This is a genomic window from Cupriavidus lacunae (genome assembly GCF_003353055.1).
Taxonomy (GTDB): domain Bacteria; phylum Pseudomonadota; class Gammaproteobacteria; order Burkholderiales; family Burkholderiaceae; genus Cupriavidus; species Cupriavidus lacunae.
Map to the genome: position 1 here is coordinate 117,538 of NZ_QKWJ01000005.1, position 17,631 is coordinate 135,168.

General features: G+C 67.3%; 16 protein-coding genes and 1 tRNA gene. 15 read left to right on the forward strand and 2 right to left on the reverse strand.

What is annotated here, in order from left to right:
- Positions 1–92: 92 nt before the first annotated feature.
- Both DN412_RS06760 and DN412_RS06765 read right to left on the reverse strand, forming a co-directional pair.
- On the reverse strand, positions 93–929 hold the full coding sequence (locus DN412_RS06760; RefSeq protein ID WP_115013803.1) for an alpha/beta fold hydrolase: 837 nt from the start codon (positions 927–929) through the stop codon (positions 93–95).
- A gap of 18 nt (positions 930–947) precedes the next feature.
- Positions 948–2,552 carry a benzoate-CoA ligase family protein gene (locus tag DN412_RS06765; protein ID WP_115013804.1) on the reverse strand — a complete coding sequence of 535 codons (1,605 nt, stop codon included), beginning with the start codon at positions 2,550–2,552 and terminating at the stop codon, positions 948–950.
- A gap of 286 nt (positions 2,553–2,838) precedes the next feature.
- Here DN412_RS06765 and DN412_RS06770 point away from each other — a divergent pair, with 286 nt between their 5' ends.
- The 15 genes from DN412_RS06770 (at position 2,839) to DN412_RS06840 (ending at position 17,593) form a co-directional block, all read left to right on the forward strand.
- The gene (locus DN412_RS06770; protein ID WP_115013805.1) at positions 2,839–3,804 is read left to right on the forward strand and encodes a helix-turn-helix transcriptional regulator; all 966 of its coding nucleotides are present in this window, start codon (positions 2,839–2,841) and stop codon (positions 3,802–3,804) included.
- Positions 3,805–3,923: 119 nt separating this feature from the next.
- Positions 3,924–5,630 carry a 2,3-epoxybenzoyl-CoA dihydrolase gene (boxC, locus tag DN412_RS06775; protein WP_115013806.1) on the forward strand — a complete coding sequence of 569 codons (1,707 nt, stop codon included), beginning with the start codon at positions 3,924–3,926 and terminating at the stop codon, positions 5,628–5,630.
- 35 nt (positions 5,631–5,665) lie between these two features.
- On the forward strand, positions 5,666–7,090 hold the full coding sequence (gene boxB, locus DN412_RS06780; protein ID WP_115013807.1) for a benzoyl-CoA 2,3-epoxidase subunit BoxB: 1,425 nt from the start codon (positions 5,666–5,668) through the stop codon (positions 7,088–7,090).
- 43 nt (positions 7,091–7,133) lie between these two features.
- Positions 7,134–8,384: a benzoyl-CoA 2,3-epoxidase subunit BoxA gene (gene boxA / locus DN412_RS06785; protein ID WP_115013808.1), complete on the forward strand. Its 1,251-nt coding sequence runs from the start codon at positions 7,134–7,136 to the stop codon at positions 8,382–8,384.
- A gap of 105 nt (positions 8,385–8,489) precedes the next feature.
- Positions 8,490–8,879, forward strand: coding sequence for an MbcA/ParS/Xre antitoxin family protein (locus tag DN412_RS06790; protein WP_078195999.1), 390 nt, complete (start codon positions 8,490–8,492; stop codon positions 8,877–8,879).
- Positions 8,839–9,591 carry an RES family NAD+ phosphorylase gene (locus DN412_RS06795; RefSeq protein WP_115013809.1) on the forward strand — a complete coding sequence of 251 codons (753 nt, stop codon included), beginning with the start codon at positions 8,839–8,841 and terminating at the stop codon, positions 9,589–9,591. Before DN412_RS06790 ends, DN412_RS06795 begins: the two co-directional genes overlap by 41 nt.
- A gap of 122 nt (positions 9,592–9,713) precedes the next feature.
- Positions 9,714–9,789: transfer RNA gene (locus DN412_RS06800), tRNA-Met, on the forward strand.
- Positions 9,790–10,019: 230 nt separating this feature from the next.
- Positions 10,020–10,604 carry an NUDIX hydrolase gene (locus DN412_RS06805; protein ID WP_161563989.1) on the forward strand — a complete coding sequence of 195 codons (585 nt, stop codon included), beginning with the start codon at positions 10,020–10,022 and terminating at the stop codon, positions 10,602–10,604.
- 40 nt (positions 10,605–10,644) lie between these two features.
- Positions 10,645–11,397 (forward strand): leucyl/phenylalanyl-tRNA--protein transferase, encoded by a 753-nt coding sequence (gene aat, locus DN412_RS06810; RefSeq protein ID WP_115013811.1) that lies wholly within the window; start codon positions 10,645–10,647, stop codon positions 11,395–11,397.
- Between the two features lie 79 nt (positions 11,398–11,476).
- Positions 11,477–12,271 carry an arginyltransferase gene (locus DN412_RS06815; RefSeq protein ID WP_115013812.1) on the forward strand — a complete coding sequence of 265 codons (795 nt, stop codon included), beginning with the start codon at positions 11,477–11,479 and terminating at the stop codon, positions 12,269–12,271.
- A gap of 87 nt (positions 12,272–12,358) precedes the next feature.
- Positions 12,359–13,393, forward strand: a complete 1,035-nt coding sequence (locus DN412_RS06820; protein ID WP_115013813.1) for a quinone-dependent dihydroorotate dehydrogenase — start codon at positions 12,359–12,361, stop codon at positions 13,391–13,393.
- A 32-nt stretch (positions 13,394–13,425) separates the two neighbouring features.
- Complete coding sequence (locus DN412_RS06825; RefSeq protein ID WP_115013877.1) at positions 13,426–14,484, forward strand: aldo/keto reductase; 1,059 nt, start codon at positions 13,426–13,428, stop codon at positions 14,482–14,484.
- A 272-nt stretch (positions 14,485–14,756) separates the two neighbouring features.
- Positions 14,757–15,734: an ABC transporter substrate-binding protein gene (locus DN412_RS06830; RefSeq protein ID WP_115013814.1), complete on the forward strand. Its 978-nt coding sequence runs from the start codon at positions 14,757–14,759 to the stop codon at positions 15,732–15,734.
- 166 nt (positions 15,735–15,900) lie between these two features.
- On the forward strand, positions 15,901–16,797 hold the full coding sequence (locus tag DN412_RS06835; RefSeq protein WP_078195990.1) for an ABC transporter permease: 897 nt from the start codon (positions 15,901–15,903) through the stop codon (positions 16,795–16,797).
- A gap of 1 nt (position 16,798) precedes the next feature.
- Positions 16,799–17,593, forward strand: coding sequence for an ABC transporter ATP-binding protein (locus DN412_RS06840; protein WP_078195989.1), 795 nt, complete (start codon positions 16,799–16,801; stop codon positions 17,591–17,593).
- Positions 17,594–17,631 lie beyond the last annotated feature (38 nt).

Below are 17,631 nucleotides of genomic sequence, written 5' to 3' on the forward strand. Positions count from 1 at the left end.
TCGCTGGACCGTTGCCGGTCACCCCTGCCCTTGCCGTGTCCCGCGCTGGCGCATGCACCGTGAGGACCCTTCGCAACGGGCGGGAAGCCGAATTATTTTAGGTTTGAAGTATGCAGATTTATATGCCGAACGGCAGCCAGCGTCAACGGTTCTTTTTGGTCCCGGTGTGGCGAATGCCCGCATCGCGCGAGTTTAAGCAAGGTGGTTTGGGGGGCATATCGATGGATACCCTCGATCTGCGCCATGGTGCCGTACTCGTCGTCCTCGCCCTGCACCGCCAGCACCGGGCACTGCAGGCCGGACAGCAGCGGCCGCAGGTCCCAGTGGCGGAAATCGGGATCGAGCCAGATATCGTTCCAGCCCCAGAAGGCCGAATCGACATCCTCGTGATGGCGCGCCAGCCGCTGACGCAGGTCGGTCTCCAGGTAGGCCTGGCGCGTCGCGGCGATGCTGCGCACCGACAGGTCTTCGACCACGATATGCGGCGCCAGCACGGTGATGCCGGCCACCGCCTGCGGGAAGCTGGCGGCGTAGATCAGCGCGATCGAGCCGCCGTCGCTGTGGCCCAGCAGCCAGGGCACGCCGTGCGCGCGGCCGGGGCCGATGTCGAGCGCATCGAACAGCGCGGGCAGCGCCTCGCGCGCCTGCCTGTGCATGAAATCGGGCCGCCACTTCTCGGGGTGCGGCCGTGGTGTGGAACGCCCGTAGCCGTAGCGGGAAAACACCAGCCCGCGGTAGTCGCCGGCTTCGCAGAATTCGCGCGGGAAATCCCGCCACATGCTCACCGACCCCAGGCCCTCGTGCAGGAATACCACCAGCGGGCGCTCCCTGCGTTCAGGCCGCAGCCACTGGCATTCGATCTGGATACGGCGGTTGTCGAATGGAATTTCAACCAGGCTGCCTGGCATGGGCACTTTGTTCTGTTGCATCGGTTCAGGAAAGGATTGTCAGGCGCGCGCGGCTTGCTCGCGCTGGCGCAGCCGGAAGCGCTGGATCTTGCCGGTCGCGGTCTTGGGCAGCTCGGGCACGCATTCGATCTGGCGCGGGTACTTGTACGGCGCGAGGCGCGACTTGATAAAGGCCTGCAGTTCCGCCGCCATGCCGTCATGCCATTGCTGGCCGGGCCGCAGCACGACGAACGCCTTGGGCTTGACCAGCTCATCGGCATCGGCCACGCCGATCACCGCCGCCTCAAGCACGGCCGGATGCTGAGCCAGCGCGGCCTCGACCTCGAACGGCGAGACGTAGATGCCGCCCACCTTGAGCATGTCGTCGCTGCGCCCGGCATAGGTGTAGTAGCCATCGGCATCGCGCAGGTACTTGTCGCCGCTGCGCGTCCATTCGCCGACAAAGGTATCGCGGCTCTTGTCGCGGTTGCACCAGTACATCAGCGCGGCACTCGGGCCCTTGATATAGAGATCGCCGATCTCGCCGGGCGCGCAGGGCTCCCCATGCTCGTCCAGCAGCTTCAGCTCGTAGCCAGGCACTGGCACGCCGGTAGTGCCGTAGCGCACCTCGCCCGGCCGGTTCGACAGGAAGATATGCAGCATCTCGGTGGAGCCGATGCCGTCCAGGATGTCGCTGCCGAAATGCGCCAGGAAGCGTTCGCCGATATCGCGCGGCAGCGCCTCGCCGGCCGAGGTGCAGACGCGCAGCGCCACCTCGGCGCGCGGCGGCAGATCGGGCGCGGCCAGCATGCCCGCAAACAGCGTTGGGACGCCGCAAAACACCGTGGGACGCTGCTCGCGCAGCCGTTTGAACACGGCCGCCGGCGTAGGCCGCTCGGCCATCAGCACGGTGGTGGCGCCGACCGACATCGGGAAGGTCAGCGCATTGCCCAGCCCGTAGGCAAAGAACAGCTTGGCGGCAGAAAACACCACATCATCCTCGCGGATGCCCAGCACCTGCCGCGCATACAGGTCAGCCGTGTGAAACAGGTTGCCGTGGGTGTGGACGGTACCCTTGGGCCGGCCGGTGGAACCGGACGAGTACAGCCAGAACGCCATGTCGTCCGGGCCAGTGCTTGCCGCCGGCGCCGGGGAGCGCGTGCGCGCCAGCATCGCGCCGACGCTGCACGCCGGCGCGGCGTCGCCGTGCGGCGCAGCCTGAATCACCGTCGGCGACAGCCCGCTCTTGTCGATCGCGGCCTTCATCACCGGCAGCAGCGGCTCGGATACCACCACCGCGCGCGCGCCGCTGTGGCCAAGCATGTAGGCGTAGTCGTCCGCGGTCAGCAGGGTATTGACGGCCACCGGCACCACGCCCGCCAACAGGCAGCCGAGGAACACCGTCGGGAAATCGATGGTATCGAGCGCGCACAGCAACAGGCGCTCTTCCTGCCGGAAGCCGGCCTCGCGCAGTGCGCCGGCAAAGCGGCGGGCGCGGACATCGAGTTCGGCATAGGTCAGCGAGGTGGTGTCGTCGATATAGGCGGTCTTGCCGCCGCGCCCCGCCCCGAGGTTGCGCGACAACAGGTCTTCGGCGGCGTTATAGCGTGGCGGCAGCGCCGTGGCGGCACTCGCTGCACCGGCGGCGGTATTGGGGGGCGTCATGTCTCCACTCCTTGGTGTCGCGCGCCGCGTGCCCGCCGCTATCCGGCTGGTGTCGCGCCGGCGTCAGGCCAGTCGCTGTTCTGGTGTCCGGCAGCTGGCGCGCCGGCATCCGCTTGTTGATGCATTTTATTTCATATCAACTATTATGCAAGCAAGGGAATGCACTATAGAACAGGGCTTATCGATGACAGACGCCTGAGGCGCCACTTGGCGCGCCAGGACTGACTGCCAGCTGCCCGTATAATGCGCCCTTGCATTTTTTGCCAGACCCAACCCGACCGCCACCATGCGCCGCGATTCCGCCCCGCTGCCCGCCGCCAATGCCGAGAATGCCGACAGCGCCGGCGCGGCCGACACGCGTCCCGCGCCTGCCGCCAACGGCGAACGCGATCCCTACCTGACGCAGCTGGGCGAGCGCATCCGGTCGCTGCGCGCCTCGCGCGGCATGTCGCGCAAGGACCTCGCGCGCGGCGCCGGCGTCTCCGAGCGTTACCTGGCCAACCTGGAAACCGGCACCGGTAATGCCTCGGTGCTGCTGCTGCGGCAGGTGGCGCGCGCGCTCGATGTGCCGCTGCCGGTGGTGCTGGCCGAAGTAGACAGCCTCAACGGGCAGCAGGCCACCGAGTTCGCACAGATGGTGCAATGGCTGGCGCAGTTGCCCGCCGGCGACCTAGCGCGCGTGCGCGAGGCCAGCCGCCACGCGCTGGCACCAGAAGAGTCCGGCGATGCACGCCACCGCCGCATCGCGCTGATCGGCCTGCGCGGCGCGGGCAAGTCGACGCTGGGGCGCGCACTGGCAGCCGCCCGGGACGTGCCCTTTGTCGAACTGAATACCGTGATCGAACAGGAAGCGGGCGCCAGCCTGTCCGAGATCCACTCGCTGTACGGCCAGGCCGCCTACCGCCGCTATGAAATGCGCGCACTCGAGCGGAGCCTGCGCGAGCACGACCGCATGGTGCTGGCCACGCCCGGCAGCCTGGTCTCGGAACCGGCCACCTTCAACCTGCTGCTGGCCCAGTGCTACACCATCTGGGTGCGCACCTCGCCGGAAGAGCACATGGCGCGCGTGGTGGCCCAGGGCGACATGCGGCCGATGGAAGGCAACCGCGAGGCCATGGCCGACCTGCGCCGCATCCTGCAGGCACGCGCGCCGCTCTATGACCGCGCCGATATTTCGATCGACACCAGCGGCCAGGACGCTGCCACCTCGCTGCAGCAACTGCGCGCCCAGCTGCAGGCCGCCGGCGCCTGATCCCGCCCACGAGCGGGCCAGTGTGACTGACGGGCTGACAAAGTCATTGCACCGGCCGTCTCCATGCACTATATTTCATCAAAAGCCGCAAGGCACTATAGTGCACTCAGGAGACAGCCATGTCCACGCCGGCAACCGCCCTGCAACGCCCCAGCAACGCAGACGCCGCAGACGCGCCTGCACCCGTCACCTTCGAGCGCCATCCGGACCAGTACCGCCACTGGAAACTGACCTTCAACGGCCCCGTCGCGACGCTTGCCATGGATGTCGACGAGGAAGGCGGCCTGCGCCCCGGCTACGCACTGAAGCTCAATTCCTACGACCTTGGCGTCGACATCGAACTGCACGACGCACTGCAGCGCATCCGCTTCGAGCACCCGGAAGTGCGCACCGTGGTGCTCACCAGCGCGCGCGACCGCATCTTCTGCTCGGGCGCCAATATCTTCATGCTGGGGCAGTCTTCGCATGCGTGGAAGGTCAACTTCTGCAAGTTCACCAACGAGACCCGCAATGGCATCGAGGATGCCAGCCGGCACTCGGGGCTGAAGTTCATCGCCGCCTGCAATGGCACGACTGCCGGCGGCGGCTATGAACTGGCGCTGGCCTGCGACGAGATCGTGCTGGTCGATGACCGCTCGTCCGCGGTGAGCCTGCCCGAGGTGCCGCTGCTGGGCGTGCTGCCCGGCACCGGCGGCCTCACGCGCGTGACCGACAAGCGCCATGTGCGCCGCGACCACGCCGATATCTTCTGCACCACCACCGAGGGGGTGCGCGGGCAGCGCGCCAAGGACTGGAAGCTGGTCGACGACGTGGTCAAGCCGGCCCGCTTTGCCGAGCACATCGCCGAGCGCGCGGCGGCGCTGGCGGCCACCAGCGATCGCCCGCAGGGCCACCACGGCATCACGCTGACGCCGCTGTCGCGCACCGTCGAGCCGGACGGCTACCGCTACGAGACCGTGCGCGTGCATGTCGATGCCGCGGCACGCAGGGCCACGCTGACCGTATTCGGGCCGGACAAGCACCAGCAGACCGATCTCGCCGGCCTGGTCGCGGCCGGCGCGCAATGGTGGCCGTTGAAGATGGCGCGCGAACTTGACGACGCCATTCTGACGCTGCGCGCCAACCATCTCGATATCGGCATCTGGGTACTGAAGACCGATGGCGCCCCCTCCGCGGTGCTGGCGGCCGATGCACTGCTGCAGGCACACGCCGGCCACTGGTTCGTGCGCGAGACCATCGGCATGCTGCGCCGCACGCTGGCGCGGCTTGACGTGTCCTCGCGCAGCCTGATCGCGCTGATCGAGCCGGATTCCTGCTTTGCCGGCACGCTGCTGGAACTGGCCCTGGCCGCCGACCGCAGCTACATGCTGCACCTGCCCGACGCCCCCGACGATGCACCGCGCGTGTTCGTCTCCGCGCTCAACTTCGGCCACTACCCCATGCCCAACGGGCAAACCCGGCTGGCCGCACGTTTTTATGGCGACGAGCCCACGCTCACGGCGGTGCAGGAACACATCGGCGCGCCGCTGGATGCGCTCAGTGCCGACTCGCTCGGGCTGATCACCGCCGCGCCGGACGATATCGACTGGGAGGACGAGATCCGCATCGCACTGGAAGAGCGCGCCAGCCTGTCGCCCGATGCACTCACCGGGATGGAAGCCAACCTGCGCTTCGGCGGCGCCGAGACCATGGAAACGCGCATCTTCGGCCGCCTGACCGCATGGCAGAACTGGATCTTCCAGCGCCCCAACGCCGTCGGCGAAAACGGCGCGCTCAAGGTCTTCGGCAGCGGCAACAAGGCGCGCTTCGACTGGGACCGCGTGTAGCACGCATCCCCACCAGACAACACAGGAGACAGCACGTGAGCATCGACTACAGCCAGAAGATTCCCAACAACGTCAACCTGTCCGACGACCGCGCGCTGCAGCGCGCGCTGGAACACTGGCAACCGGCGTTCCTCGACTGGTGGCGCGACATGGGTCCCGATGGCTCGCACAACTTTGATGTGTACCTACGCACCGCGGTGTCGGTCGATCCATCGGGCTGGGCGCATTTCGACCACGTCAAGATGCCGGACTACCGCTGGGGCATCTTCCTGCAGCCGGCCGACCCCGAGCGCAAGATCCACTTCGGCGAGCACAAGGGCGAAGCCGCTTGGCAGGACGTGCCGGGCGAGCACCGCGCCAACCTGCGCCGCATCATTGTCACGCAGGGCGATACCGAGCCCGCCTCGGTCGAGCAGCAGCGCCACCTGGGCCTGACCGCGCCCAGCCTGTACGACCTGCGCAACCTGTTCCAGGTCAACGTGGAAGAAGGCCGCCACCTGTGGGCGATGGTGTACCTGCTGCACCGCTATTTCGGCCGCGACGGCCGCGAGGAAGCCGAGGCGTTGCTGGAACGCCGCTCGGGCGACCAGGACAATCCGCGCATCCTCGGCGCCTTCAACGAGCGCACGCCGGACTGGCTGTCGTTCTTCATGTTCACCTACTTCACCGACCGCGACGGCAAGTTCCAGCTATGCGCGCTGGCCGAATCCGGCTTCGATCCGCTGGCGCGCACCACGCGCTTCATGCTGACCGAGGAGGCGCACCATATGTTCGTCGGCGAATCGGGCGTCTCGCGCGTGATCCAGCGAACCTGCGAGGTGATGCGCGAGCGCGGCATCGAAGACCCGGCCGAGGTGCGAGCCGCCGGCGTGATCGATCTGCCGACCCTCCAGCGCTACCTGAACTTCCACTACAGCGTCACCATCGACCTGTTCGGCGCCGACCAGTCGTCCAACGCCGCCACCTTCTACAGCGCGGGCCTGAAAGGCCGCTTCGAGGAAGGCAAGCGCGCCGACGACCATGTGCTCAAGGGCGATGTCTACCGCGTACTGGAAGTGCGAGACGGCCACCTGGGCGAGCGCGAAGTGCCGATGCTCAACGCGCTCAATGAAGTGCTGCGCGACGACTACATCAAGGACAGCATGGGCGGCGTGGCGCGCTGGAACAAGGTCATCGAGAAGGCCGGGATCGCGTTCCGCCTGACCGTGCCGCACAAGGCCTTCAACCGCAAGATCGGCACGCTGGCCAATGTCCACGTCTCGCCCGAGGGCCAGTTGATTTCCGAGGCCGAATGGCAGGCCAACGAGCGCGACTGGCTGGCCACCGAGGAAGACCGCGCCTTTGTCGCCTCGCTGATGGGCCGCGTGACCGAGCCCGGCAAGTACGCCAACTGGATCGCGCCGCCGGCGGTGGGCATCAACCGCCAGCCGATGGATTTCGAGTACGTGCGTTTCAACTGAATCCGAACAACAAGGCAGGCCAGGGAGACACCGGAGACACGCCATGGGCGCCCCCGACATCATCAAGCAGCACCTGATCGATCCGGAAATCTGCATCCGCTGCAATACGTGCGAGGACACCTGTCCGATCGATGCAATCACCCACGACGACCGCAACTACGTGGTCAGGGCCGACGTGTGCAACGGCTGCAATGCCTGCCTGTCGCCCTGCCCGACCGGCGCCATCGACAACTGGCGCACCATGCTGCGCGGCCAGGCCTACCCGATCGAGGCGCAGCTGTTGTGGGACGAACTGCCTGCCGAGGTGCCGTTGCCGGATCTCGCCAACCTGGGCGAGTCGCCGGATGCCAGCGCCGACAGCGGCACGGCATCCGCTGCGGCCACGGACACCGCCATCCAGTCCGTCGAAACCAGCCACCACACCTCGGCGCGTGCGCCGTGGTCGGCTGCCCATCCCTATGTGAACCTGCACGGCGTGCGCGCGCCGGTCGCGGCGACCGTGGCCGGCAACTACCGGCTGACCGCCGAGGACGCGTCCAGCGACATCCACCATATCGTGCTGGATTTCGGCACGCACTTCTTCCCGATCCTGGAAGGCCAGTCGATCGGCATCGAGCCGCCGGGCACGGATGCGTCGGGCAAGCCGCACTACATCCGCATGTACTCGGTGGCCAGCCCGCGCGACGGCGAACGCCCGGGCTACAACAACCTGGCGCTGACCGTTAAACGGGTGGACCAGGACCACGACGGCAAGCCGGTGCTGGGCGTGGCCTCCAACTACCTGTGCGACCTGGCCAAGGGCGACACGGTGCAGGTGGTGGGCCCGTTCGGATCGACTTTCCTGATGCCCAACCACGCCGCGGCCAGCGTGATGATGATCTGCACCGGCACGGGCTCGGCGCCAATGCGCGCCATGACAGAACGCATGCGCCGCAACATGGCGCACTTCAGCGGGCGCCGGCTGCTGTTCTTCGGCGCGCGCAACGCCAACGAACTGCCCTACTTCGGCCCGCTGCTGAAGCTGCCCAAGGACTTCCTCGATATCCACTTCGCCTTCTCGCGCGACCCGGCAACACCGCGCCGCTACGTGCAGGATGCGATCCGCGAGGCCGCCGGCAGCGTCGCCGCGCTGCTGGGCGACGCCAATGGCCATGTCTATATCTGCGGCCTGAAGGGGATGGAAGAAGGTGTGCTGGCCGCCTTTGAAACGGTCTGCGCCAGCGCCGGTCTTAACTGGAAGGCGCTGGAGACCACGATGAAATCGGAAGGCCGGCTGCATATCGAGACCTACTAGCCGAAAAACAACAAATCGCCCCGCAAGCTGCTGCTTTTTTCAGCAAGCACTTCCCTTCTGAAATACATCGCCTATAATATTTCTCAAGAAACAGGAGCAAAGGCGATGCAATCCAGGCGGATTCCGGAAACCGATCCCGCCGGCGGCCCCGACCCCGGCACCACGCTGACCAAGGCGGTCATGCGCGCCGCTGGCTTTCTCGGCATCAGCCAGGCCATGGTGGCGAGCGTGCTGGGCATCAGCACGGCCTCGGTGTCGCGCATGGCATCGGGCGGCTATGTGCTCGATGCGCACCGCAAGGAATGGGAGTTCGGCGTCCTGTTCGTGCGCCTGTTCCGCTCGCTGGATGCCATCCTGGGCCACGGCGACCAGGCCCGGCTATGGCTGACCAATGAAAACCTGGCACTGGGCGGCAAGCCCCTCGAATTGATCCGCACAACGGAAGGTCTGGTCCGTGTCGTTCACTACCTGGACGCCACCCGCGGTCGCATCTGAGCGCCGGCAGTTCGCGCTCACACTGTGGCGGGCGGTGGAAGCCCAGCATGTTGTATCCACCATGCCGCTGGTCGACAGCCTGGAAGAACAGGCTGTGCTGGAAGCCGTGCTGGACGCCGGCAAACCCGCCGTGCCCGCCGAGGCACGCCATCTGCACTACCTGCTGTTCACCCCGTTCCGCTATCCGCCCTCGCCCTGGGGCTCGCGCTTTCGCGCCAGCCAGGACCCCGGCGTGTTCTACGGCGCCAACGAAATCCGTACCGCCTGCGCCGAACTCGGCTACTGGCGCTGGCGCTTCCTCAACGACAGCCCAGCGCTGCCGCGCATCGACGCCCGCGCGCAGACACTGTTCGAAGTGCGCGTCGACACTGCGGGCGTGGCGCTGGACGCACCGCCCTTCGACCAGGACCGGGCCATCTGGACCGACCCCGACCACCATGAGGCCTGCCAGGCCTTCGGCCGCATCGCGCGCGAAGCCGGCCTTGGCATGATCCGCTATACCTCCGTACGCGACCCGCAGCATGGCCCCTGCGGCGCCGTGCTGACCCCGCGCGCGTTCTCGCACCCAAGCCCGCTGGCCACTACCACCTGGATGCTGACCGTGCGCCGCGAACGCGTGATCTGGCAGCGCGACGACCTGCAGCAACGCGACAGCTTCGAGTTCGAAGCCGCGCTGTGGCAGCGCACAAGCGATAACGCCAACAACGGCTGAACCTAAGCCCCGTGCCGGCGATCTAACCGTTATGGCAGGCGGCAATGCGCGCCCCTGGAAAGTATCTTCAAACAGGTGTTGCATTGCGCAACCGGATGCCATATAATCTTTTCTTCGACGGACGCGGGGTGGAGCAGTTGGCAGCTCGTCGGGCTCATAACCCGAAGGTCGCAGGTTCAAGTCCTGCCCCCGCAACCAACCGCATGATGCGTATCATGCGCGGCACCGTCAAAGCAGATAGACCCGCCCCTGGCGGGTTTTTTGTTTTCTGCTGCAACCCAACGCCGGCACGCCACGCTGGTGTCTCAATGCCGGCCTCTGCGCAGTATCAGGCGGCGTTGACCATTGGTACCCCAATGCCCCAATCACCCCTGCCGACCTCCTCCGCGAGGGTGATACACTTTCGCCATTCCTCCCGGACGCCCCTCATGAAATTCTGCTCGAACTGTGGTCATGCGGTCGTGTTGCGCGTGCCTGACGGCGACAACCGCCCGCGCAGTGTTTGCGACAACTGCGGCACCATTCACTACGTCAATCCCCGCAACGTCGTGGGCACGATCCCGGTGTGGGAAGACAAGGTCCTGCTTTGCAAGCGCGCGATCGAGCCGCGCTATGGGTTCTGGACCCTGCCGGCGGGCTTCATGGAGATCGGCGAGACCACCGCGCAGGCCGCCTCGCGCGAGACACTGGAAGAAGCCGGCGCGCGCGTGCAGGTCGGCGAGCTGTTCTCGATCCTGAATGTGCCGCATGTGCACCAGGTGCATCTGTTCTACCTGGCCACGCTGGACGACCTGGATATCGCCCCCGGCGAGGAAAGCCTGGAGGTCAAGCTGGTGGAAGAAGCCGATGTGCCCTGGGATGAACTGGCCTTCCCCACCGTCATCCACACGCTGCGCTGCTTCTTTGCCGACCGCGCCGCCGGCCGACTGCAGGACAGCAGCTTCCGGCTGCACAGCCTGGACATCGACAAGCCCATGCGCCCGCTGACCAGCCGGGCCACGGTTACCCCCTGAGCGGCGGGCCAGCCGCGCATCGCCCTCTGGCGCAGCCCGCATGATTGCCTGGCTGGACCCACAAGATCCGTTTCCCCCGGTAGCGCACGCGCTCGGGCCTGATTCCGAGGCCCCGGGGCTGCTCGCCGCCAGCCGCGAGCTGTCGCCCCAGCGGCTGCTGCTGGCGTATCGCCAGGGCATCTTCCCGTGGTATTCAAGCGGCCAGCCGGTGCTGTGGTGGAGCACCGATCCGCGCATGGTACTGGCCCCGCCGGCGCTGCGCATCTCGGTCAACCTGCGCAAGACGTTGCGGCGCGTGCTGCGCGATGCTGACTGGGAGATCCGCGTCGACGACGACTTCCTGGCGGTGATGCGCGCCTGCGCAACCACGCCGCGCGACGGCCAGGACGGCACCTGGATCACCGACGACATCATTGGCGCGTATGGCACGCTGCACCGCAAAGGCATGGCCCATTCGGTCGAAAGCTGGTATCGCGGCGAGCGCGTAGGCGGCCTGTACGGGGTCGCACTGGGGCGCATGTTCTTCGGCGAATCGATGTTCGCGCACCGCACCGATGCCTCCAAGATCGCGCTGGCGGCGCTGTGCGCGTTCCTCGGCAACCACGGCGTGGCGATGATAGACTGCCAGCAGGAAACCGACCACCTGGCCTCGCTGGGTGCGCACCCGATCCCCCGCGCCGAATTCGTGGCCCATGTGCGGGCGGCGACGGCGCAGCCGGCGATCAGTCCGTGGCGGTTCGACAAATCGGTGCTGGAGCGCTGGGCCGGGACGCCAGCCGCGCCGGCCGGCTGAATCCTGGCACGGGACGCCAAGGCTGACTGTCCGAAGCTGCCCGCGCAAACGCACCGTCCCGCCCGGAGCCCCCTGAGTCATGAGCAAGCTGAAGGAACTACCGCTCTCCGCGCTGCAGTTCTACGCCACGGCGCCCTACGCTTGCAGCTATCTCGACGGCCGCATGGCACGCTCCCAGGTGGCCACCCCGGCGCACCTGATCAATGCCGACGTCTATTCGCGCCTGGTGCGCGCCGGCTTTCGCCGCAGCGGCATCTTCACCTACCGGCCGTATTGCGACGAATGCCACGCCTGCACGCCGTGCCGCGTGGTGGTCGACCAGTTCACGCCGGACCGCTCGCAGCGCCGCGCCTGGAGCCGCCACCAGCACCTGCAGGCACTGGTCGCGCCGCTGACCTATGTCGAAGAGCATTATTCGCTGTACCTGCTGTACCAGTCGATGCGCCACGCCGGCGGCGGCATGGACCAGGACAGCCGCGACCAGTACGAGCAGTTCCTGCTGCAGAGCCGCGTCAATTCGCGCCTGGTGGAATTCCGCGAACCGCCGGGCTCGCCCGAGGCCGGGTGCCTGCGCATGGTCAGCATGATCGACGTGCTCGACGACGGGCTGTCGTCGGTCTACACCTTCTACGACCCGCTCGAACGCAACGCCAGCTACGGCACCTACAACATCCTCTGGCAGATCCGCCAGACGCGTGAACTGGGCCTGCCGCATCTCTACCTGGGCTACTGGATCGCCGACAGCCGCAAGATGGCCTACAAGGCACGCTTCCGGCCGCTGCAGGTGCTGACCGGCAACCACTGGCACGCATTCGAGGACGAAGCCGGGGATGGAGTTGAGGGCAGCCCGGCACCGCCGGCCACTCACGAGTAGCCTGGTCCAGCGCGCGGGCAGGCGGCCCAGCCGCTACAATGCCGGCCTGGACCTGACTTCCGCGCCGCCCCGCCGGCCGCCTCCCACGTGCTCAACGCGCTCTACCCCCTGTTTCGCCCCGCCCTGTTCTCGATGGATGCGGAGGACGCCCACCATTTCACGCTGAACAACCTGCTGCGCGCCCATCGCATGGGCCTCGGCGGCTGCATCGGCAACAAGATTGCCGATGATCCGCGCACGGTCATGGGGGTGCGTTTTCCCAACCCGGTCGGGCTGGCCGCTGGACTGGACAAGGACGGCGCCTATATCGACGGGCTGGCCGCATTGGGCTTCGGCTTTGTCGAAGTTGGCACGGTCACGCCGCGCGCCCAGCCGGGCAACCCGCGCCCGCGCATGTTCCGGCTGCCGCAGGCCGATGCGCTGATCAACCGCATGGGCTTCAACAACGGCGGCGTCGATGCCTTCGTCGCCAACGTGCAGGCATCGCGCTGGAAGGCCGAGGGTGGCGTGCTGGGGCTGAACATCGGCAAGAACGCCGATACCCCGATCGAGCGCGCCAACGACGACTACCTGTACTGCCTGGAGCGCGTCTACCCCCACGCCAGCTACGTGACGGTGAATATCTCGTCGCCCAACACCAAGAACCTGCGCCAGCTGCAGGGCGCCAGCGAACTGGACAGCCTGCTGTCGACGCTGAAGGACGCGCAGCAGCGCCTGGCCGACCGGCACAAGCGCTATGTGCCGCTGGCGCTGAAGATCGCGCCGGACCTGGATGCCGACCAGATCGGCAATATCGGCGACGCGCTGGTCCGGCACAAGATCGATGGCGTGATCGCGACCAACACTACCATCTCGCGCGAGGCGGTCAAGGGCCTGCCGCACGCCGAGGAAGCCGGCGGCCTGTCCGGCCGCCCAGTGTTTGAAGCGTCGACCCGCGTGGTGCGCGCGCTGCGCGGCGTGGTCGGCGACGCGGTGCCGATCATCGGCGTGGGCGGCATCTTTGGCGGCGCCGATGCGCGCGCCAAGATCGACGCCGGCGCGAAGCTGGTGCAGGTCTACAGCGGCCTGATCTACCGCGGCCCGGCGCTGGTGCGCGAGTGCGCGGCGGCGCTGCGCGGCTGAGCCCCTCCTGCGCCAACGACACGCAGACCGCCATGGAAACCATCCGACTCGGCCGCAGCGACCTGCAGGTTTCGCGCATCTGCCTCGGCACCATGACCTTCGGCGAGCAGAACACCGAAGCCGAAGGCCACAGCCAGCTGGACTACGCCTTCTCGCGCGGGGTCAATTTCATCGACACGGCCGAGATGTACCCGGTCAAGCCAAGCGCCGGCACCTACGGCCAGACCGAGCGCATCGTCGGCACCTGGCTCAGGCGCCAGCCGCGCGACCGCGTGGTGCTGGCCACCAAGGTGGCGGGCCCGGGCCGCATGCCGTGGATCCGCAACGGCGACGACCTGACGCCGGCAGGCATCCGCGCCGCGGTGGACGAATCGCTGCGCCGGCTGCAGACCGACTATATCGACCTGTACCAGATCCACTGGCCGGCGCGAAGTGCGCCGATCTTCGGGCAACTCAGCTTCGATCCGGCCAAGGAGCGCGAGTGCACTTCGATCCGGGCCCAGCTGGAAGTCATGGGCGAGCTGGTGCGCGCCGGCAAGATCCGCTGCGTGGGCGTATCGAACGAGACCCCGTGGGGCCTGGCCGAATTCGTGCGCCTGGCCGAGCAGCACGGGCTGCCGCGCATCGCCACCGTCCAGAACCCGTACAACCTGGTCAACCGCAGCTTCGAGCAGGGGTTGGACGAGGCGTGCTTCCGCACCGATGTCAGCCTGCTGGTGTACAGCCCGCTCGCGTTCGGGCAGCTGACCGGCAAATACCTGGCGGGCGATGCGGCCAACCCGGTGTTCAACGCCGAGGCCAAGGGCCGCCTGTCGCGCTTCCCCGCCGACTGGAGCCCGCGCTACATGCGCGCGGAGACCATGGCGGCCTCGGCCCGCTATGTCGAACTGGCAAAGAGTGCGGGCCTGTCCCCTGCCACCCTGGCGCTGGCCTGGTGCTACTCGCGCTGGTTCGCCGCCAGCACCATCGTCGGCGCCACCACGCTGGCCCAGCTCAAGGAAAACCTCGACGCCTGGAACGCGCAATTGCATGAAGATGTGGTCGCCGCAATCGGGGTAATCCACAAGCAAATCATGAATCCCGCGCAATAAAATGCGCCCCGATGGCGGATAGCAGGCGTCTGGCAGCATGCGATGCCTCACATCCGCATGATGACTATCCATTTCGTGCGCGGGAAATGGTATCCTCGCAGGCTTATCGCTGTCGCATCCGACGCGCCCGCGCACGCTCCCTCCCGCCGCAGGAAGCCGCCGCGCCCGCCCGGACCGGCACCGTACGCCAGCATGCGCGCGGGCCAGGACGGCGGACCGAATCATCCGCGGCCGTATCCAATCCAGAACCGAGCTTCGGGGGAGAACAGATAATGAAGTCCATCAAGGGTCTCGCAGCAACCAAGTCCATCCTGGGCGGCGCCGTGGCGCTCGCACTGCTGTACGGCGGCGCCGTGCAGGCCCAGTCCGTCAAGGTGCTGTCGATCGTCGACCATCCCGCGCTGGACGCCATCCGCGATGGCGTGCGCGCCGAACTGAAGGCCGCCGGCTATGACGCCGACAAGAGCCTGAAGTGGGAATACCAGAGCGCCCAGGGCAACACCGGCACCGCGGCGCAGATCGCCCGCAAGTTCGTCGGCGACAACCCGAACGCCATCGTTGCCATCGCCACCCCGTCGGCCCAGGCCGTGGTTGCCGCCACCAAGACCGTGCCGGTGGTGTACTCGGGCGTGACCGATCCGGTCGCCGCGCAGCTGGTCAAGAGCTGGTCGGCAACGGGCACCAACGTGACCGGCGTGTCGGACAAGCTGCCGCTGGACAAGCAGGTCGCCCTGATCAAGCGCGTGGTGCCCAAGGCCAAGACCGTGGGCATGGTCTACAACCCGGGCGAAGCCAACTCGGTGGTGGTGGTCAAGGAACTGAAGGAGCTGCTGGCCAAGGACGGCCTGACGCTCAAGGAAGCCGCCGCGCCGCGTACCGTGGACATCGGTCCGGCCGCCAAGAGCCTGGTCGGCAAGGTCGATGTGATCTACACCAACACCGACAACAACGTGGTGTCGGCGTATGAGTCCCTGGTCAAGGTCGCTAACGAGTCGAAGATCCCGCTGATCGCAGCCGATACCGACAGCGTCAAGCGTGGCGCCGTGGCCGCGCTGGGCATCAACTACGGTGACCTGGGCCACCAGACCGGCAAGGTCGTGGTGCGCATCCTGAAGGGCGAGAAGCCGGGCGCGATCGCCTCGCAGACCAGCGACAACCTGGAACTGTTCGTCAACACCGGCGCCGCCGCCAAGCAAGGCGTCACGCTGTCGCCGGAGCTGGTCAAGGAAGCGAAGACGGTCATCAAGTAAGCACTGCAAACCCGCCGTCGCAAGACGGCGGATGCTCCGCCTGGCCTACCCGGCCCGGCGGGACAGAACAGGGCGAGGCGGCCGGCAGCCCCACACGGGCGCGCCGGCCCACCCGCCCCGAAGGCGGCGCCAAGGCAGCCGCCGGCCCCTGCAACAGGATTCCCCCATGTCCCTCTTTTCCCTTCTGGGCGCCCTGGAGATCGGCCTGATCTTCAGCCTGGTGGCGCTCGGGGTGCTGATCTCCTTCCGCATCCTCAATTTCCCCGACCTGACCGTTGACGGCAGCTTTCCGCTCGGCGGCGCCGTGGCCGCGACGCTGATCGCCGCCGGCCAGGACCCGTTCGTGGCCACCGCCGCGGCGATCGTGGCGGGCGCGCTGGCCGGCTTCATCACCGGCTGGCTCAATGTGCGCCTGAAGATCATGGATCTGCTCGCCAGTATCCTGATGATGATCGCGTTGTACTCGGTCAACCTGCGCATCATGGGCCGCCCCAATGTGCCGCTGATCACCGAACCGACGCTGTTCACCATCCTGCAGCCCGAGTGGCTGCCCGACTACGTGCTGCGCCCGCTGGTGCTGTTCGTGGTGGTGGTGGTGGCCAAGGTCGGCCTGGACTGGTTCTTCAGCTCGCAGCTGGGCCTGGCGATGCGCGCCACCGGCGCCAACCCGCGCATGGCCCGCGCCCAGGGCATCCCTACCGGCCGCGCCACGCTGGCCGGCATGGCGCTGTCCAACGCGCTGGTGGCACTGGCCGGCGCGCTGTTCGCGCAGACGCAGGGTGGTTCCGATATCTCCATGGGCATCGGCACCATCGTCATCGGCCTGGCCGCGGTGATCATCGGCGAGACCATCCTGCCGGCACGCCGCCTGATCTGGACCACGCTGGCCGTGGTGCTGGGCGCCATCCTGTACCGCTTCTTTATCGCGCTGGCGCTGAACAGCGACTTCATCGGCCTCAAGGCGCAGGACCTGAACCTGGTCACCGCCGCGCTGGTGACGATCGCGCTGGTGCTGCCGGCGACCCGCAAGAAGCTGTTCGCCCGCAAGAACGGAGGTGCCTGAGATGCTGCGTGCACAAGACCTGAAGCTCACCTTCAACCCGGGCACCCCGATCGAGACCCGCGCGCTGCGCGGCCTCAGCCTGGAGATCCCCAGCGGCCAGTTCGTGGCCGTGATCGGCTCCAACGGCGCCGGCAAGTCGACCTTCCTGAACGCGATCAGCGGCGACCAGATGGTCGACTCCGGCCGCATCACCATCGCTGAAACCGACGTCACGCGCCAGCCCGCATGGGACCGCGCCCACCTAGTGGCCCGCGTGTTCCAGGACCCGATGGCCGGCACCTGCGAGGCGCTGACCATCGAGGAAAACATGGCGCTGGCGATGGCCCGCGGCAGCCGCCGCGGCTTTCGCCCGGCGCTGAACCGCGCCTCGCGCGAACTGTTCCGCGAGAAGCTGCGCCTGCTCAACCTGGGCCTGGAAAACCGCCTGACCGACCGCATCGGCCTGCTCTCCGGCGGCCAGCGCCAGGCAGTGAGCCTGCTGATGGCCTCGCTGCAGCCGTCGCGCATCCTGCTGCTGGACGAGCACACCGCCGCGCTGGACCCGAAGACCGCGGCCTTCGTGCTGGAGCTGACCGCGCGCATCGTCGAGGAAAGCAAGCTGACCACGATGATGGTGACGCACAGCATGCGCCAGGCGCTGGACTACGGTCAGCGCACGGTGATGCTGCACCAGGGCCAGGTAGTGCTGGACGTGTCGGGAGACAAGCGCAAGGGGCTGGATGTGCCGGACCTGCTGCGCATGTTCGAGCAGACACGGCACGAGCAACTGGACGACGACGCGCTGCTGCTTGGTTGAAGACCTGTAGCGTGCAAGAAGCGGGGAGCCTTGGGCTC

What these genes read in the sequence shown, in the direction of transcription:
- DN412_RS06760 (WP_115013803.1), bottom strand. Translation starts at nt 929, where the DNA reads ATGCAACAGAACAAAGTGCCCATGCCAGGCAGCCTGGTTGAAATTCCA.
- DN412_RS06765 (WP_115013804.1), bottom strand. Translation starts at nt 2,552, where the DNA reads ATGACGCCCCCCAATACCGCCGCCGGTGCAGCGAGTGCCGCCACGGCG.
- DN412_RS06770 (WP_115013805.1), top strand. Translation starts at nt 2,839, where the DNA reads ATGCGCCGCGATTCCGCCCCGCTGCCCGCCGCCAATGCCGAGAATGCC.
- boxC (WP_115013806.1), top strand. Translation starts at nt 3,924, where the DNA reads ATGTCCACGCCGGCAACCGCCCTGCAACGCCCCAGCAACGCAGACGCC.
- boxA (WP_115013808.1), top strand. Translation starts at nt 7,134, where the DNA reads ATGGGCGCCCCCGACATCATCAAGCAGCACCTGATCGATCCGGAAATC.
- DN412_RS06790 (WP_078195999.1), top strand. Translation starts at nt 8,490, where the DNA reads ATGCAATCCAGGCGGATTCCGGAAACCGATCCCGCCGGCGGCCCCGAC.
- DN412_RS06805 (WP_161563989.1), top strand. Translation starts at nt 10,020, where the DNA reads ATGAAATTCTGCTCGAACTGTGGTCATGCGGTCGTGTTGCGCGTGCCT.
- aat (WP_115013811.1), top strand. Translation starts at nt 10,645, where the DNA reads ATGATTGCCTGGCTGGACCCACAAGATCCGTTTCCCCCGGTAGCGCAC.
- DN412_RS06815 (WP_115013812.1), top strand. Translation starts at nt 11,477, where the DNA reads ATGAGCAAGCTGAAGGAACTACCGCTCTCCGCGCTGCAGTTCTACGCC.
- DN412_RS06825 (WP_115013877.1), top strand. Translation starts at nt 13,426, where the DNA reads ATGGAAACCATCCGACTCGGCCGCAGCGACCTGCAGGTTTCGCGCATC.
- DN412_RS06830 (WP_115013814.1), top strand. Translation starts at nt 14,757, where the DNA reads ATGAAGTCCATCAAGGGTCTCGCAGCAACCAAGTCCATCCTGGGCGGC.
- DN412_RS06835 (WP_078195990.1), top strand. Translation starts at nt 15,901, where the DNA reads ATGTCCCTCTTTTCCCTTCTGGGCGCCCTGGAGATCGGCCTGATCTTC.
- DN412_RS06840 (WP_078195989.1), top strand. Translation starts at nt 16,799, where the DNA reads ATGCTGCGTGCACAAGACCTGAAGCTCACCTTCAACCCGGGCACCCCG.